21 protein-coding genes and 1 tRNA gene are annotated in these 17526 nt (G+C 37.1%); 16 read left to right on the forward strand and 6 right to left on the reverse strand.

Features of this window, described 5'->3' with window-relative positions:
* Nucleotides 1–51: 51 nt before the first annotated feature.
* Nucleotides 52–936, forward strand: a complete 885-nt coding sequence (locus ND812_RS12055; RefSeq protein WP_265375654.1) for an alpha/beta hydrolase — start codon at nt 52–54, stop codon at nt 934–936.
* 775 nt (nt 937–1711) lie between these two features.
* Here ND812_RS12055 and ND812_RS12060 read toward each other — a convergent pair.
* The 3 genes from ND812_RS12060 to ND812_RS12070 form a co-directional block, all read right to left on the reverse strand.
* Nucleotides 1712–1978: a hypothetical protein gene (locus tag ND812_RS12060; protein WP_265375655.1), complete on the reverse strand. Its 267-nt coding sequence runs from the start codon at nt 1976–1978 to the stop codon at nt 1712–1714.
* Nucleotides 1979–2216: 238 nt separating this feature from the next.
* Entirely contained in the window at nt 2217–2402 is a 186-nt protein-coding gene (locus tag ND812_RS12065; RefSeq protein WP_265375656.1) for a hypothetical protein, read from the reverse strand.
* 273 nt (nt 2403–2675) lie between these two features.
* Nucleotides 2676–2757: transfer RNA gene (locus ND812_RS12070), tRNA-Leu, on the reverse strand.
* 105 nt (nt 2758–2862) lie between these two features.
* Between ND812_RS12070 and ND812_RS12075 the strand changes: the two genes are divergently transcribed.
* Both ND812_RS12075 and lysS read left to right on the forward strand, forming a co-directional pair.
* Complete coding sequence (locus tag ND812_RS12075) at nt 2863–3501, forward strand: hypothetical protein (RefSeq protein WP_265375657.1); 639 nt, start codon at nt 2863–2865, stop codon at nt 3499–3501.
* 10 nt (nt 3502–3511) lie between these two features.
* Nucleotides 3512–4996 carry a lysine--tRNA ligase gene (lysS, locus tag ND812_RS12080; RefSeq protein WP_265375954.1) on the forward strand — a complete coding sequence of 495 codons (1485 nt, stop codon included), beginning with the start codon at nt 3512–3514 and terminating at the stop codon, nt 4994–4996.
* A gap of 126 nt (nt 4997–5122) precedes the next feature.
* Here lysS and ND812_RS12085 read toward each other — a convergent pair whose 3' ends face one another.
* Nucleotides 5123–5527, reverse strand: a complete 405-nt coding sequence (locus ND812_RS12085) for a hypothetical protein (protein ID WP_265375658.1) — start codon at nt 5525–5527, stop codon at nt 5123–5125.
* A 201-nt stretch (nt 5528–5728) separates the two neighbouring features.
* On the opposite strand from ND812_RS12085, the gene serA reads away from it, so the two are divergent.
* From serA to ND812_RS12150, 13 genes are all read left to right on the forward strand, one after another.
* Nucleotides 5729–6952, forward strand: a complete 1224-nt coding sequence (serA, locus tag ND812_RS12090; protein WP_265375659.1) for a phosphoglycerate dehydrogenase — start codon at nt 5729–5731, stop codon at nt 6950–6952.
* A gap of 24 nt (nt 6953–6976) precedes the next feature.
* Nucleotides 6977–7753 (forward strand): MBL fold metallo-hydrolase, encoded by a 777-nt coding sequence (locus ND812_RS12095; RefSeq protein WP_265375660.1) that lies wholly within the window; start codon nt 6977–6979, stop codon nt 7751–7753.
* Between the two features lie 45 nt (nt 7754–7798).
* On the forward strand, nt 7799–8191 hold the full coding sequence (locus ND812_RS12100; protein WP_265375661.1) for an MAPEG family protein: 393 nt from the start codon (nt 7799–7801) through the stop codon (nt 8189–8191).
* A gap of 47 nt (nt 8192–8238) precedes the next feature.
* Nucleotides 8239–8979 (forward strand): endonuclease, encoded by a 741-nt coding sequence (locus ND812_RS12105; protein WP_265375955.1) that lies wholly within the window; start codon nt 8239–8241, stop codon nt 8977–8979.
* 101 nt (nt 8980–9080) lie between these two features.
* Complete coding sequence (locus ND812_RS12110; protein ID WP_265375662.1) at nt 9081–10466, forward strand: dihydrolipoyl dehydrogenase; 1386 nt, start codon at nt 9081–9083, stop codon at nt 10464–10466.
* On the forward strand, nt 10463–11494 hold the full coding sequence (trhO, locus tag ND812_RS12115; RefSeq protein ID WP_265375663.1) for an oxygen-dependent tRNA uridine(34) hydroxylase TrhO: 1032 nt from the start codon (nt 10463–10465) through the stop codon (nt 11492–11494). Before ND812_RS12110 ends, trhO begins: the two co-directional genes overlap by 4 nt.
* Nucleotides 11495–12412, forward strand: a complete 918-nt coding sequence (locus ND812_RS12120) for an ABC transporter ATP-binding protein (protein ID WP_265375664.1) — start codon at nt 11495–11497, stop codon at nt 12410–12412.
* 2 nt (nt 12413–12414) lie between these two features.
* The gene (locus ND812_RS12125; protein ID WP_265375665.1) at nt 12415–13185 is read left to right on the forward strand and encodes an ABC transporter permease; all 771 of its coding nucleotides are present in this window, start codon (nt 12415–12417) and stop codon (nt 13183–13185) included.
* Nucleotides 13169–13453, forward strand: a complete 285-nt coding sequence (locus ND812_RS12130) for a BolA family protein (RefSeq protein WP_265357738.1) — start codon at nt 13169–13171, stop codon at nt 13451–13453. Before ND812_RS12125 ends, ND812_RS12130 begins: the two co-directional genes overlap by 17 nt.
* 13 nt (nt 13454–13466) lie before the next feature.
* A complete protein-coding gene (locus tag ND812_RS12135) occupies nt 13467–14138 on the forward strand; it encodes a glutathione S-transferase family protein (protein WP_265375666.1) in 672 nt (223 codons plus the stop codon).
* A gap of 1 nt (nt 14139) precedes the next feature.
* Nucleotides 14140–14364, forward strand: a complete 225-nt coding sequence (locus ND812_RS12140; protein WP_100727861.1) for a BolA/IbaG family iron-sulfur metabolism protein — start codon at nt 14140–14142, stop codon at nt 14362–14364.
* Nucleotides 14365–14366: 2 nt separating this feature from the next.
* Entirely contained in the window at nt 14367–14675 is a 309-nt protein-coding gene (gene grxD / locus ND812_RS12145) for a Grx4 family monothiol glutaredoxin (protein WP_015678202.1), read from the forward strand.
* 4 nt (nt 14676–14679) lie between these two features.
* Nucleotides 14680–14922 carry a glutathione S-transferase N-terminal domain-containing protein gene (locus tag ND812_RS12150; RefSeq protein WP_265375667.1) on the forward strand — a complete coding sequence of 81 codons (243 nt, stop codon included), beginning with the start codon at nt 14680–14682 and terminating at the stop codon, nt 14920–14922.
* Here the strand turns inward: ND812_RS12150 and gshAB are convergent.
* Nucleotides 14915–15922, reverse strand: coding sequence for a bifunctional glutamate--cysteine ligase GshA/glutathione synthetase GshB (gene gshAB, locus ND812_RS12155; RefSeq protein ID WP_265375668.1), 1008 nt, complete (start codon nt 15920–15922; stop codon nt 14915–14917). The two genes, ND812_RS12150 and gshAB, sit on opposite strands and share 8 nt — an antisense overlap.
* 1 nt (nt 15923) lies before the next feature.
* Nucleotides 15924–17525: a glutamate--cysteine ligase gene (gene gshA, locus ND812_RS12160; protein ID WP_265375669.1), complete on the reverse strand. Its 1602-nt coding sequence runs from the start codon at nt 17523–17525 to the stop codon at nt 15924–15926.
* Nucleotide 17526 lies beyond the last annotated feature (1 nt).

Raw genomic sequence — 17526 nt, forward strand, 5'->3', positions numbered from 1 at the left:
CCCCTTTTTTTTACTTGCAGATTTTCATTTTCCTCGTAATTTCCTTATCTCATGAAACGAACCTTCAAACTTATTTCGGTTATTTTGTTTTTAAGTCTCATCCTACTCTTTGGTATCGCCTATTATTTTTCAGGGATGGTGTTATACCCCAAGGTTCGTTGTAACCCAGACCATCATGTTTATTGTGACGGACCAAAAGAATTGGGATTGGATTTTGAAGAAGTAAACATCACCACTGAAGACAAATTGAACCTTGTTAGTTACTGGATCCCCGCCAAACAACCTAAAGGAACTATTCTTATGGTACATGGGCATGGTGGCCAAAGGAATGAGGGTCTTCGTTTTTCCAAAAGCTTACACCAAGCAGGATACAACTTATTACTTCTAAGCCTTCGCAGAAACCACGGTGGTTATGCAACTATGGGTGGCCTCGAACAAAAAGATGTGGATGCGGCACTTCAATTCTTAAAGACAAAAGGTGAAACCAAAATTGGAATCTTTGGATTTTCAATGGGTTCCGCAACAAGTATCATCGCTATGGCAAACCACCCAGAAATCAAAGCGGGTCTTTTTAGTAGCGGGTATGCAAGTGCGATGGATGTTCTTATCGAATCTGCAAAACGTGATTTTGGAATTCCTTACTACCCCCTCATCCCCGTTGTGAAATTGGTATTGGACTTCCGAAGTGGAATCGATATGAATTCCATAAGACCGATTGATTCGATCGCAAACATCCACCCAAGACCAATTGCCATTTTTCATTGTAAGATGGATGATTATGTAGACTACCACCATGCAGAGGACTTATATGCCAAAGCAAAAGAACCGAAAAGTCTATGGGCGCCTGAATGCAATCGTCACGAACGAATTTGGAATTTTGATCCCAAAGAAGCTGAAAAGAGAACAGTTGGTTTTTTTATGGAGTATTTAAAGTAAGGAAGTGAGAGGAAATAGCACAAGGGCTGCTAATACATTCGTAAATTAGGAACATAAAAATAATGATTAATACTTTCTTGAGCTTACGTAAGTTTGGAATACTAATTACAAATTGAATCGATTCTTAAAATACTCCGACAAGAAAGGACTAAAGGTAATTTCTCGGAGTCTCTTGCTGAATTTGCCAGAAATAGGCAAGCTTGCAGTTTCTTTTTTTGTTCAGAGCAATCACTATTGCTCGTTGAAACGGAAACAGAACAATTTACAATCAAAAATAAAACTATGATAACCGTTCTCACCATAAAATCTTCTTATTCCATTTTAATATGATATCTGTAACTAAAGAACCTGTTAGTTGTTCTTTTACTTTGCACAATTGGAATCTCGATTCAAAATCATACAACTATCTTTTTACAAAAAGCAACCTAAAAGCTTAGAATGAGAAGAGAAAGGGAGACTCATTCATTCAGTAGATAGTAACGAAGAAATGACTTTCTATAAATCTATCCCATTGAACAACTAACAAAATCTAGAAAGTAATCTAATGAAAAAGAAACGTAACATAAAGAGACATCCATATAAACTGTTGAACAAATTTATTAAAAAATATTCCAAGATGAATATAAAAAACAGAAAATTGAAACATAAAGTAAGTTGAAAAATTTGTAATGAGAATATTATATCTGGCAATTCATCTGATTCTTTTAAAAAACTTTATATTCTGTCCTTATTAGAAACAAACTTTTTACTATCATTTTCAAAGACCATCTGCTGATTAAAAAATATCTACAACATCCCAATTTCTTTTTTTCTTACATTGTTTATTTTGCTCATTACCAAGGAAACACGCAAGTAAAATGGCTCCCTCTGCATTCTTCTTTATCTCTTCATTTTTTTCCACGCTAGAAGTTTTCCATAAAGTCTCGCAAACCCCTCCCCAATCTGTTTCTGACCTAAATTCGAAACACTTATCTCTGCTGGATTCACAGTTAATGAACAAATGACAAAGTAATAAAATTCTTGTTAGTGTATTCAATTTCATCGGGTTCATGCTTCCCTAGATATCTTCAAATTTCAACTCATTTTCAAAATTTGGAATTCCAATAACATCATGTTAATATGTTTCTTTATGAAAAAAGGATATCCAAACGAAATTTCTCACCTAAAACATCTGTATAAAATTTAAATCTGATTTAATTTGAGAATATAACAATCAACAGTCTATTATCAATAAAATCCACTTAGAAAAACCTTCAAAAAGATAAACAATCAGCATCTGCTTAAGAGGAGAACAGAAAGGAAATTTGGTTCATACAGTAGTCATCAATGGAGGGATGACCTTCTACAAAAGTATACCACTGAACAACCAACATTACTGAGAGAAGGATCTGAATGAGAAGATACCAAAGAACGTGACTCTCTTCACTGATGAGGGATACAACTTCTTGTGGGATCGTCCCAATCATAGATCCGTAAATCATAGTAAGAAATCGAATGATCCAAGATACAACATGTCTAGTGAGAGATGGGTCACTAAAGAGGGTGTGAGTTCCAATGGAGCAGAAACACGAAACAATCTACTCAAACAAAGTTTCCGCAGTTATGGGTTCTTAAGTTGTAAGTGGGGACTATTGGCGTTGGATGAGATCAGTTTCTTAGGAAACGTAAGGTTTGTTCCTGAACTACGAAATCTACTGACTTTGGGGGATTCTAGAAATGTGGGCTTCGGTGATTACCACTGCTCGAAGGGGGACTCGAACCCCCACACCTTGCGGCACTACCACCTCAAAGTAGCGTGTCTACCAATTCCACCATCCGAGCGGGTGTGTATGTGGACAGGTTAGGAAAACAGGTTCTTTCGTCAAGGAGATGAATTTTCTCTTGTCACTTGCCCTTAGTTCTCAGTAGGTTGTAGGGGTCATCAATATGCAAGTTTCCGATTTAGCGTTTCGATTTAAACTACTCTTTCTTGGCTTTCTTTCGCCTATCTTTCTTTGTTTGGGTTTGTTACTTTCAAGCCCATATTGGTTAGGAACAAATGATCCATACCAAAAATCAGACGTAGCCGTATTGGAAATCACAGACGTTTTGCCGAACAGAAAACAACTAAAGGCGATCACAAACTTGTATTCCAAGTCAGATTTCAAAAAGCTAATCCTTGTTAGCAAAGAAGATAAATCACAAAACCAACTGATAGGACCTTTTGAAATAGACCAAAAAGTGAAAGAATTCCTCATTTCAAACGGAATCCCAAATTCTCAAATCATGACTCTTGTAATCCCAGTCTCCAAAATGGGTGACACAGATGAGGCATCCAAAAACCTATTAAAATTAGCTGTTTCTGACAATTTAGGGTCAATATTACTCCTAACACGTGAGTTTGAAAAACGTCGTGTTTTGAATATTTACAAAAAAACATTAACCAGTTTGCCCGTAAAAGTCACAGCGTATAGTTTTCCATCTGAAATTTCGGGTTCGAATTGGTTCTTATCAGAATCAGGTATGAAAGAAGTTTCCGTAGAATTTGTACGTTATATCTATTCTTACACCAGAGGTATCCTTTAACATGGATGAAATAAAAGATTCAAACGAACTCATAGAACAAAGAATTCAAAAGATAAATGATTTAAAAACAAAAGGAATCAACCCTTACCCACTTCGTTTTTTCCCAAATTCAGATTCTAAAACACTATTATCTAGTTTTGATCCCAATCAAACTGAGAAAAAATCTTTCAAACTTGGTGGACGTCTGCATGCAAAACGTGTTATGGGAAAGGCAAGTTTTGCTCATTTAAAAGATGCAGAAGGTTTCATCCAATTGTACGCGACTCGGGATGACCTAGGCGAAGAAAATTACTCATTATTTAAGTCATTAGACTTAGGAGATTGGATTGGCATTGAAGGTTGGTTATTCCAAACACAAAAAGGGGAAACCACTCTCCATTTAACAAATGTTCAATTGTTAGCAAAATGTATCAGACCACTCCCTGTTGTAAAAGAAAAAGATGGCGTTGTGTATGATGCTTTTTCCGACGTTGAACAACGATATAGAATGCGTTATGTGGACCTTGTCGTAAACGAAAACGTACGAGAAACATTCAAGATGCGTTCTCGTATCATTTCGGAAATCCGAAAGTTTTTAACGAATGAAGGATTTTTAGAAGTGGAAACTCCCATGATGCAACCGATTGCGGGAGGTGCAGCAGCAAGACCGTTTGTCACCCACCACAATACTCTTGATATGGAACTTTTCCTTCGAATTGCACCAGAACTCTATTTAAAACGACTCATTGTGGGTGGAATGGACCGAGTGTTTGAACTCAACCGTAACTTTCGGAACGAGGGGATCTCCACAAAACACAACCCAGAATTTACCATGATGGAAGCGTATATGGCATTTGGTGATATGGAAACTATGTTATCCCTTACCGAAAGGATGATTGTTTCTGTGGCACAATCCATTGGAAAAGGTTTAAAATTTGCGTATGGCAAAGACCAGATTGACCTCACTCCTCCTTGGAAACGAGTAAAATACATTGATATCATTAAAGACTATTCAGGAATTGATTTTAGCCAAATCTCCGATGTAAAAGAAGCCATTGAAAAAGCAAAATCCAAAGGAGTTGATTCTTCTGATTCAGTATCGATTTGGAAAGTGTGTGATGATGTGTTTAGTTCACTAGTAGAACCTCACCTCATCCAACCTATCTTTATCACTGACTTTCCAAAAGAACTCTCCCCTCTTGCAAAATCAAAAGAAGATGATCCAAAGTTTGTGGAACGATTTGAACCATATGTGGCTGGAAGAGAGATTGGAAACGCCTTTACTGAGTTAAACGATCCTTTCGACCAAAGGGAACGTTTTGAAGAACAAGTAAAACAGAGGGAAGCTGGAGATGATGAAGCGTTTATGATGGATGATGATTACATCCGTGCCTTAGAATATGGACTTCCACCAACAGGTGGGCTTGGGATTGGAATTGATCGATTGGTCATGTTACTGACAGATTCTCATTCCATTCGAGATACAATTTTATTTCCACTGATGCGCCCAGAATAAAATCCTCAAGCATTCTTTCTAGGGATAAAAAAACCTCTCCTTAACACCTAAGTCTTGGAGAGGTTTTTTATTGAAAGAGTGGTTTCTAAAACCTTACGGCATCAAAACTTACCCAATCAGTTCTTCTTAACGTTTGTTAATGTTGAGTTTTGGTTCCGATTCAATCACACGGATGAGTTTAGAGAGGTTAGATTGAAAATTCACCGTTTGGTCTCCATTCAATTGGTAATTGATAGTTTCCTTTCGATTTGTGTAACTGATGGTGATGTTTTGGTTTTCACCAATTTTTGGTAACATGTCTTGTGTGAGTGCCGAAGTAACAATGATGGTATCAGAATAATCAGTATTGGTCTTTTTTAAATTGTACCAAGTTTCTCCCAACTTTAATGAAACTCCAATTGGGATATCTACATCGAAGGTTCCAATTTCGTACAGTAGGAAATAATTAATAGCCCCTGTGCCATTATCTCGTTCTGCCTTAAAATACACACAAGGGCGTTTTCCTGAGAATAACCATAGGTATTTTTGCATACAAATGTCTTTGGAAATCGCGGTTTGTTGCTCCAAGGTCGGTTCTGGGGTTACGACAAAGGCCTTAGTCCCGGAACAGGAAACGAGGACCAAAAAAAGGAGGAAAATCGAGGAAATTCGGGTGAGTGAGAAGTTTCTTTCCATGATACACCCAACCTTTTTCGAGATGCAAGGTTTGGCAAAGGAAAAAATCCTGTTCCTATGGTATCTTATCCCAAAGGAAAAATAAAAGTCCTACTTCTGGAAAACATCCACAAGGATGCATATGAACTTTTCCACCGAGATGGTTTTGATGTAACTCTCATCAAAGATGCGATGGAAGAAGAAGAACTCATCCAAAAAATCTCTGATGTCCATGTCCTTGGAATTCGAAGCAAAACAAACGTCACAAAAAAAGCATTAGAGAATGCTAAAAAATTAATGACGATCGGTTGTTTTTGTATCGGAACCAACCAAGTGGAATTGGAAGAAGCAGAAAAAAGAGCGGTTCCTGTTTTTAATGCTCCTTACAGCAACACAAGGTCTGTGGCAGAACTTGTCATAGCCGAAATCATCATGCTTGCAAGAAAAGCATCGGACCAATCAAGGGATGTCCACCTTGGCAAATGGAATAAAATTGCAAAAGGTTGTTTTGAAGTGAGAGGGAAAACTCTCGGTATCATTGGCTATGGTCATATTGGAACCCAAGTATCGGTTCTTGCTGAATCCATGGGAATGCGAGTGGTATTTTATGATATCATCTCCAAACTCCCACTCGGCAATGCCTCGTCTGCACACAGTTACGAAGAACTTCTGAAACAATCTGATTTTATTTCTTTCCATGTTCCTGAAACAGAAGATACCAAAAACCTATTCCGTAAGGAACACTTACCTCTCTTAAAGAATGGGGCTTATGTTTTAAACTTATCTCGTGGAAAGGTTCTCGAAATTGATGCACTTGTAGAAGGAATCAAATCAGGAAAAATTGCTGGTGCTGGTGTTGACGTATTCCCTGAAGAACCAAAATCTAATGATGATCCATTTGTTAGTCCACTACAAGGACTTCCCAATGTGATTCTCACTCCGCACATTGGTGGTTCTACAGAAGAAGCTCAAAAAAACATTGGAACGGAAGTCGCCGAAAAATTATTAAAATTCATGAATAATGGTTCCACCACTTTTTCTGTGAACTTTCCAAACATTGAGTTGGGGAATTTAAAATCTGGTTACCACAGAATTCTAAATATCCACCAAAACCAACCAGGTTTCTTGCGAGATATTAACTCCATTATCTCCGATATGGGAGGAAATATCCTCACTCAAAACTTAAGTACATCAGCAAACATTGGTTACTTGAGTATGGAAATTGATAAAAATTTGGGTGATGAACTAAAAGACAAAATCAAAGCCCACAAACATTCGATTCGCACTCGAATCCTTTACTAAACCAAAAGGAAGGATGAAATCAAAATGATTGAAATCCTTCCCATATTTACAAATTCTCCACTTCGCAACTTCACATATCTCATTTATTCCAACCGAACTGGTGAAGCATACTCTGTAGATCCCTATCATGCTCCACTCATCTTGGCACAGATCAAAAAAATGGGTCTAAAACTAAAAGGAATTTTGAATACACATGAACATGGTGATCATACAGAAGGAAATTTAGAATTAAAAGAAGAAACCAAATGTCTCATCTATGGGCACAAAAATGCCAAAGGAAAAATCCCTGGACTCGACGAAACATTAGCAGAAGGACAAATTTGTTTTTCAGTGGAAGGGGAATCCATTGAAGTATGGGACACTCCCGGTCATACATTTTCTCATTTAAGTTTTGTACATAAAAATCCTAAAACCATACTTGGAATTTTTTCAGGTGATACCTTATTCAATGTAGGTGTGGGCAATTGTTTCCGTGGTGGAGATCCAAATGCCTTGTATGAAACCATAAACAACCGTTATGCCAATTTACCTGACACATGTCGTTTGTATCCAGGCCATGATTATTGGGAAAATAATCTTGCCTTTTCCAAACATATTGAACCCATTCACGAAGAGAGAGAATTGTTCCAAAAAACACTTACCCCTCATTTAGTCTCAACCATTGGGCTTGAAAAAAAATTAAGCCCATTTTTTCGACGTGATTCAATATCCATAAAGGACCGACTAACAGAAATGGGAGAAACGGTTACAGATGATCGTTCTGTATTCTTACTCTTACGGAAACTAAGAGACCATTGGTAAAATTTTCATTTTACAAAAGAGAAACTCTCTTCTACCTTTAGTCATATGACAATTCTTATCATTTGCCTCCTAGTTTCCATTTTTCAAATTTATTTAGCCAAGGGTGTTGTAGCCGTTGCCATGTCACGCGAGAAGAATGGATATGACAACCACCATCCTAGGGAACAACAATCAAAACTCACTGGATGGGGCGGAAGAGCTTATGGTGCACACTTAAATGGATTTGAAGCCTTCCCAATGTTTGCGATTGCAATCCTCCTCAATTTAACCATCGAAGTAGATTTTTATTTCGCTGAAATCCTCGCACTTAGTTTTGTTTCCTTACGTTTTTTATACATTTACTTGTATATTGCTGATTTTCCTTTTGCACGTTCTACCACATGGACACTTGCATTTCTTTGTAATATTGGATTGTATATCTTACCATTAGTGTATTAAGTTACTCTCATAAACCATTGAAACGAATTTCCATTTTATTTCTACTTATGTTGGTATTTGGGTTTGGTTATGTACTTTTTTCTGAATCGAATGAAGCAGAAACTAATGGTAAAAACCGAATCACCGATTTTCAAAAAGCAAAACGTGTTTTAAAACGGTTTTATACAAAAGTAGGAAAGGATTTTTATTGTGGATGTGAGTTTGAAAAAGATGAAGAGGAATTCGGACGTTTCAAAATCAAACAGGATTCTTGTGGATTACAAGCTAGAAAAGATTCCAAACGACAAACCTACATCGAATGGGAACACATTGTTCCCGCTTATAGTTTTGGAAAAACAAGAGAGTGTTGGACCAAATCCAATTGTGAGGTTGGCGGGAAACTTTTAAAAGGAAGGAAATGTTGTGGTGCAACAGATCCTGAATTTAATCTCATCGAAGCCGACCTTCATAACATCGTTCCCGTACCAGGTGAAATTAATGCTGACAGGGGAATTTTTCCCTTTGGAGAAATAGATGGGGAACCCAGGGAATATGGACTTTGTGATTTTGAAGTGAATTTTAAGGAATCCATTGCAGAACCAAAACTAGAGATCAGGGGTGACATTGCACGGATTTACTTTTATATGGAGTGGCGGTACCAAATTCCCATCCCAGAAGGAAAACGTAAACTCTACCAATCCTGGCACGAGAATGACCCGCCGGATACGTTTGAGATCCGCAAAAATGAGATTGTAGAAAGGCTCCAGAAGGTCAAAAATCCCTTTGTGGATGGAGAGACTCCCAATTGATCCGCTAAGCGGAAGTTTTGGTTTCGAAAATGATTTTAATTTTGCCAAACCAAAGATAGCTTCATTTACAGAATTCAGGTGCTTTGGAGTCTGGAACCATTATGAAAGAATATGACATTTTGGTGGTAGGAGCCGGTGCAGGAACCAAACTTGTGACCCCTCCTTCTCTCATAGGCAAACGTGTGGTTGTCTTTGAAAAAGAGACACCTGGTGGAACCTGCCTCAATCGAGGATGTATCCCTTCCAAAATGATCATCTATCCTTCTGAACTGATCAGACTTCGAGAAGAAGGAAAACGATTTGGCATCGAATTCCCAAAACCAACAACGGTTCCAGTTGAGTCCATATTCCAAAGAGTGAACCAAACCGTAAAAATTGATTCCGATTCCATTCCGATTGCGTATGAAAAAAATCCCAATATCGATTATATTCCTAAAAAAGTTTGGTTTAAGGCATCCAAAATTCTCACAGATGGTGAAAACGATTACACCGCCAAACACATATTCATTGTTACTGGCACAAGACCAAAAATTCCAAACATACAAGGATTGGAAAATACACCCTATTGGACTTCTAGAGAAGCTCTCTCCCCTCCTAAATTTCCAAAATCTTTACTCATTATCGGAGCTGGTTTTATCTCACTCGAACTCGGTGCTGCTTACCAAGCATACGGGTGCCAAGTAACAGGGATCACACGAGGGGAAGTGTTAAGGCATGTAGATGGTGATGTCAAAACCGAGTTAAGTAAACACTTACCCTTTCCTATCCACACTGATTTTCAATTCGAATCGGTTTCTTACCTAAACCAAAAATTCAAAGTCAGTGGAAAAACAAAAGAGGGAAAATTTACCGAGTTTGAAGCAGATGAACTCCTCGTTGCCACTGGTATCAAACCCAATACAGATGAATTACACTTAGAAAATACAAACATACAAATTAATGAAGAAGGTTTTATCCAAGTGGATGGGACCTTACAAACTGGTGAACCAGGTGTGTATGCTTTTGGCGATGTAATCGGAAGGTATTTTTTCCGACACAGTGCCAATTTTGAAGGGGAATACCTCTTTGAACATTTATTTGGTAACAAGAAGAACCAACCAATTGTTTACCCGCCAATCCCTGAGGCCATTTTTACAAACCCACAAATCGCAAGTGTGGGAAAGACGGAAGAAACTTTGGTACAAGAAGGGATTCCGTATTACAAAGGAATCAATCCCTATTCCGCCAGTGCGACGGGTATGGCTAGATTATCCAATTTAGGTTTTGTGAAGGTTTTAGTTTCTAAAGAAACAGAACAAGTGCTTGGTGCTCATATCATTGGAGACGAAGCATCCAATCTCATCCACCAAATACTACTCGGAATTTATTTAAATGCCAAACTCGATGATTATTTAGGAATGGTTTATATCCATCCGGCCATTTCAGAAATCACTAGAAATGCATTTCGCAAAGTTCGCGAACAAAAATGGAAAGAGGGAAAATCGTGAAAAAATTTTTATTCAATCGTTTTGATAAGGATACCCTTAAAAAAAAAGTTTTGTCGGATACAAGAGAAAGACGGGTCATATCATTTTATCGTTATGTTAATATTGAAAATCCATTGGAATTTCGGAATTTACTCTATGATTCTTTTGAAGACTTAGGAATCCTTGGAAGAATTTATTTAGCAAACGAAGGAATTAATGCACAATTTTCAATTCCGATTGAGAATGTCGAAAATTTACGTTCCTTTGTCGATTCGGTTCCAGAACTTAACAATATCTATTTTAATGATGCAGTGGAAGATAAAAAGGAAAGTTTTATCAAACTTGCAATCAAAGTCAGAAAAAAAATTGTCGCTGATGGATTAGATGATTCTCAATTTGATCCTTCCAATGTGGGAACCCATCTTTCACCTCTTGAATTTCATAATGCATTGGAGGAAGAAGGTGTCATCGTTGTTGACCTACGAAACAATTATGAATCAGAAGTGGGTCATTTCGAAAATGCAATTTTACCAGATGTCGGAACCTTCCGAGAAGAATTACCTTTAGTCGAAAAAATTCTAGAGAATGATAAAGATAAAAAAATCTTACTCTATTGTACTGGAGGAATCCGGTGTGAAAAAGCAAGTGCTTACTTAAAATACAAAGGTTTTGAAAAGGTCCATCAGTTACGTGGAGGAATCATCAATTATGCGAAAGTTGTCCAAGACAATGGATTACAATCAAAATTCAAAGGCAAAAACTTTGTGTTTGATGACCGATTGGGAGAAAGGATTACTGATGATGTTTTAACCGTTTGTTATACCTGTGGCAAACCATCAGACCGTCACGCTAACTGTGCCAATTTAGGATGCCATGTTCTCATCGTTCAATGTGAATCTTGTTCTGAGTCTTTACTTGGTTGTTGTTCAGAAGAATGCAAAAACATTGTATCTCTTCCAGAAGAGGAACAAAAAAGACTAAGACAAGAACAAAGAAAACAACAAAAATACCCAACTCATCACCTAACAAGAAAACTAGTAGGAAAATAAATGAATCATTATGCGATTGAATTAAACGGACTTGAAAAAACTTACAAAAACGGTGTAAAGGCACTTCGATCGATCGATTTAAAAGTCGAAACAGGCGATTTTTTTGCCCTTCTTGGACCCAATGGTGCAGGGAAATCAACCACAATAGGGATTTTAAGTTCCTTGGTGAATAAAACCAATGGCAAAGTGAAAATCTTTGGAGTGGATATAGATGAAAATCCAAATCTAGCAAAAAAATTCATCGGAATTGTCCCGCAAGAATTCAACTTTGGGATATTTGAAGCAGTAGAGCAAATCCTCATCAACCAAGCTGGTTTTTATGGTATGCCACTGAAAGAAGCAAAAGATAAAGTTCAGTATTATTTAGATAAACTTTCACTCTATGATAAACGTAAATCAGCTGCGGGGACATTAAGTGGTGGAATGAAACGTAGGTTGATGATTGCAAGGGCTCTCATTCATGATCCAAAATTACTAATATTGGATGAGCCAACAGCAGGTGTGGACATTGAAATTAGAAGGTCCATGTGGGATTTTTTAAAAGAACTCAACAAAGAAGGTAAAACAATCATCCTTACCACACATTACCTAGAAGAAGCAGAATCCCTTTGTAAAAATATAGCAATCATTGATAAGGGCGAAATTGTCGAAAATACATCGATGAAAAAACTCTTACAAAGATTGGACAAAGAAACCTTTATCATCGATTTAAAAAAATCTTTTAAAACAAAACCAAATTCCAAAGGTTTCAACTGGATTTGGTTAGACGATCATAGCCTAGAAGTTCAATTGGACAAAAAAACGTCAGTAAATGATTTATTTGCCGAACTGACAAAACATAAGATGGAAGTTTTAAGTTTGAGAAATAAATCAAATCGTTTAGAAGAATTGTTTTTATCACTTACAGGAAAAAACTAATTATGTGGAAAGAAAACTTAACGGCACTTAAAACCATCGTTCGAAAAGAATGGATTCGAATCATTAGAATCTGGGTCCAAACTTTAATCCCACCAGTGATCACAATGGCGCTTTATTTCCTTATTTTTGGCGAACTTGTTGGCCGCCAAATTGGCAAAATCGGAAATTTTACTTATATCGAATTCATTGTTCCTGGACTCATCATGATGAGTGTCATAACCAATTCCTATAACAATGTTGTTTCTTCCTTTTTTTCAAGTAAGTTCCAAAAAAATATCGAAGAACTTTTGGTATCACCCACATCTCCTTATACCATTGTTTTAGGTTATACGTTTGGTGGAGTGGTGCGAGGTCTTTTTGTCGGAATTTTGGTCACCCTCACTTCCTTATTTTTTACAAACCTTCAATTCCAACATCCCATCATCATCTTTTTTACAGTCATCCTAACATCGATTTTATTTTCACTTGGAGGATTTTTTAATGCTCTTTTTGCAAAAAAATTTGATGATGTTACAATCATTCCCACTTTTATCCTCACTCCATTAACTTACTTAGGTGGTGTGTTTTATTCGGTGAAAAATTTGCCTGAATTTTGGCAAACCATCTCTTACCTAAATCCAATTTTGTATATGGTGAATCTTTTCCGATATGGATTCATTGGGATAACAGATGTAAATTTACTCTTTTCTCTTAGTTTTATCCTATTTCTTTGTGCTCTTTTATTTTTACTCAATGTTAGGTTAATGAAAATTGGTTATGGAATTAGAAACTAAACAAACTAGAAAAGATCGAATGGAACAAGTTTTGAAGGAGTTTTTCCTTCCCACAGAACTTTCTGTACTCGATGTATCATGGGAACATGCGGGTCACCCTGGTATGACCAAGGATTCCAAGGAAACCCACTTTCGGATCAAAATGGTATCACCCAAATTCCACGGAAAGTCAACGGTGGAACAACACAGAGAAGTTTATTCGCTCCTCGGACCTGAATTTAAAAAAGGCCTCCATGCTCTAGAAATGGATCTATCCTCGCCCAATTAGGAGTCTAATTTGTATGGTAAAACCAACACTCATCAGCTTCAAACTTTGTCCCTATGTCCAACGTTCAGTGATTAACCTATTAGAAAAAAAAGTAGATTATGAAATCAAATACATTGATTTAGCAAATAAACCAGATTGGTTTTTAAAAATTTCACCTTTTGGGCGGGTTCCGGTGCTTGTAGTGGGAGAAGAAGTGTTGTTTGAATCTGCGGTGATTAACGAATATTTGGATGAAACAAACCTTCCGAGCCTCCATCCAAAAGACCCATTGGTAAAAGCAAAACATAGAGCTTGGGCAGAATTTGCAAGTGCCTTACTGGTTGACCAATATTTATGGACCATGTCAAAAGATGAGGCAGAATCCAACAAAAAAAGGGACGAAATTCTTTCGAAATTTAAAATCTTAGAACCTGTTTTACCAAACCCCAAAGATGGAAAGTTATTCTTTGCAGGTGATTCCATGCACCTGGTTGATACTGCCTATGCACCTTTTTTCATGCGTTTGGATTTTCTAAAATCCAAAGGAGCCTCATTTGATCTAGTGAGTGGATTTCCAAAAATCAAAATTTGGAGTGATACACTACTTTCTTTACCATCAGTAAAGAATTCTGTTTTACCAGAAGTGCCAAAAGAATACATTGAATTTATCAAAGCCCACAACTCATGGTTGGGAGGAAAATTGTAGGATGACCATTCCAGAAATCCAAAAAAAAATAGAAGAGGGTTTGCCAGGTTGTACTGTTGAAATATTAGATCCTTACCGTGACGGTGTTCATATCAAAGCTGTTGTCACTTACAAAGGATTTAACGGTAAGGGTCTCATTGAACAACACCGAATGGTGTATGCTACTTTAAAAGAAGAATTAAAAGAAGAAATCCATGCTTTAGCATTGGAAACAAGGAGTGAATAATCATGGAACAAGAGTTAAAAGATAAAATTGAATCGTTAATCAAATCAGAAAAGGTTTTTCTTTTTATGAAAGGAACACCAGAAATGCCACAATGCGGATTTTCTGCCGGTGTCGTCTCAACCTTAAAACAACAAGGGATTCCATTTGGTTCTTTTAATGTTCTTTCCGACATGAAAGTTAGAGAAGGAATTAAAGAATACACCAATTGGCCAACCATCCCTCAACTTTATATCAATGGAGAATTTGTGGGTGGTCATGACATCACGGTACAAATGGCTCAATCTGGGGAACTCAAAAAAAAAGTAGGTTAATCCCATGATCCGTCTCTACCAATATGACTCCTGTCCTTATTGTTACCGTGTTAGGCAAGCCATACACACACTAGGTTTGACAGAAGGTAAGGATTATATTTTGGTAGAGGCTAGGCATGGCACACAAGGCAGGGACGAAGTCATCAAGTTAGGTGGCATTTCACAAGTCCCTTTCCTTGTTGACGGAGAGACAAAAATGTATGAATCTCTCGACATCATCGACTACCTTCGAAACAAATTTACGTAAATCCTAATAAATCGAGAATTTTATCTCCAACAGCTCTTGGTTTTCCTGCATAAGGAAATTCATGGATGTACAACACAGGATTAAAATTAATTTCTAATACTGCATAATGTTCTGGATTTGGTTTTTCCGTAATCGCACTGGAGATGATATCAATCCCACAAATGACCGCAGAAGCAGCCTTTGCTGCATTTAAAGCAATGGTTTTAAACTCAGGGTGAACCAAATCAGTTACATCGATAGAATCACCACCAGTTGATATATTGGAATTTTTTCTTAAAAATACTTGTTCATCTTTTTTTGGAACCGAGTCGAATGTTAATCCAGAATCAGAAAGAACTAAACTTTCCGTTTCAGACATTTGGATTTTTTCTAAAGAAGTGATATGGCCTTCCCCACGTCTTGGATCCTTGTTTTTTGTTTCGATGAGTTCCCGAATGGTATGAATACCATCCCCTACCACATTGGCAGGAACACGGTTACAAACTGCCACAACTTCATCACCTAATACCAAAAAACGGTATTCAGGACCTTCTATAAATTCTTCCACAATGACTGAATTCGAAAATGAAAAGGCTTGTTTGACAAAAAAAGTGAATTTTTCCAAAGAATCATTTGGATTCGATATACCAATTCCAATTCCAAAATTTGTTGTGACAGGTTTTATCACCTTTTTTTTAGATTGAAAGAGTGGATAATCCAACAAAGCATCTTCCATTCGAGAATAATCTTTTCCAATGGGAACTCTAACGCGATTTTCACTTAACACCAGTTTGGAGGCAATTTTATTTTCCATCACCAAATAGGTCATCAAACTATCCAAACGTGTTTTGCTAGCTTCTTTTACAAATTCTGAATGATTGCCCTTGACCAAACGTAAAAAATTTTCCTTACGATCGATTACTTCTACTTCGATTCCTCTACTGATTGCATCACGTATGATAATTTGAGTCGATATTTCTAAGTCTTCCCAACCTGGTAATAATGGTTTTGGTTCTGTCACGTTAAACCTCACTACAAAGTTTTAGCGGTTTAATTTGTATGGGTTTTTGGTTTTTTTTAAGGTGGCTTCCTTCTAAGGTTTCGATTTTTTTCTGTTCATATATCGATTGTTCACTTAGGTCTTCGTAATATTTGATACGATTGGGAGAAAGACCCACTTGTAAGAGTTCAGCTTTATGTGATTTGGCAAGAGCCAATCCAAATTCTCGGAAACTCGTTTTATGGATCTTTAAATCCAATTCCGACATGGTTGCACCAAGGAATGAAGGATCATCCCATTTTTCCCATTGTGTTTCCCAAGCCCGACTAAAAGGACCACTCGCATCATTATCATCCAATAGATCAGCAATCGGCTGTAAGTCGACAAAAAGCTGGTGCACCATGTCTCGAAGGAGAATCTCTTTTCCAAACAAAAAAACCTTTGTTTCTGGTTTTCGGCCGAACCAAGTTGTGAGTTCCTGGTTTTTTCTCCAATTTGCCATTTCCATTGCATCAGCTTTTGGAGACTCGTTTAACATACAGTAAAGGAGAACCATATGGAGGAAATAGAGTCTAGTTTCTTCTACTCCAATGGCCGAAAAAGGATCTAAATCAAGAAGTCTTAATTCCAAGTATTCGACTCCCCGTTCCACCAGTGCATCTACAACCCTTTCCTCACCTTTTGGAACTTGTTTTGGCCTAACCAATGAGTAATATTCATTTTCCAATTGTAAGACAAAGTCATTCAATTGATTGGTTGCTTTCGTGTTGAATTTTTTGTAAGGTGCGTACGTTTTTGATACAACTTGGCACATGTCCGATGCATATTCCTTTAAGGAATTCACGGAAATTGGGTATTTGCCTTGCACTTTACTAGTATAACCAATATTCGATAACCGTAAAGTAGTGGAATATGGTGCATTCAAAGTTTTAGAATCTAACTTGCGTAAGTTTTTGAATGCATTCGGAGAATCAACAAAGGTTGTATCTGTTAAGCTAGAAGATCCGAATAAATACAAAAGTGCTGGTGAAATCCGATAAAAATTACGAATGGTATCAAAATAAATTTGTGATTTTGTTTCTTTGGTCAGTGGTTTTTGAAATCTTTTTTCAGAAACGACAGACAACATACAAGTATCAAATGATACGTTGTAATGGACTCCCGAAATCGTTTGCATTTTTTTTCCGTAACGATGCCCCAAACCATTTCGATAAATAGTTTTTTTACGCCCTTCATTTGAAGTTCCGTACTGACCAACTTCAATTTTATTCTCTTTTGGCAAAACAGGTGGCATACTAAACGGCCATAGGTATTCTTTTCCTAAATTTTTAGCAGTAAAAGCATGGAGCTCAGTGAGTTCCATAAGGGCATCTGGAATCGTTTTGTGTATGTTAGTTGCATACTCAATTTGTGCCTCTGCAAAATCGGTTTTAATGAGAGGATGAGTTAAACTAGAACCTAACGATTTTGGATGAGGTGATTGTGAAAAAAATGCTTTTTCATCTACTCGCACACTTTCTCTTTCTAAACCATGTTTGGCACTGAGTAGACAATCTTTGTATTCCTTTGAAAAAAGGGAAACCGTTGAATTTTTCTGTTTTGATTTTAATAATTTTGCTTTCATC

Origin of the sequence: Leptospira limi (genome assembly GCF_026151395.1) — a bacterium.
In the GTDB taxonomy this organism is placed as follows: domain Bacteria; phylum Spirochaetota; class Leptospiria; order Leptospirales; family Leptospiraceae; genus Leptospira_A; species Leptospira_A limi.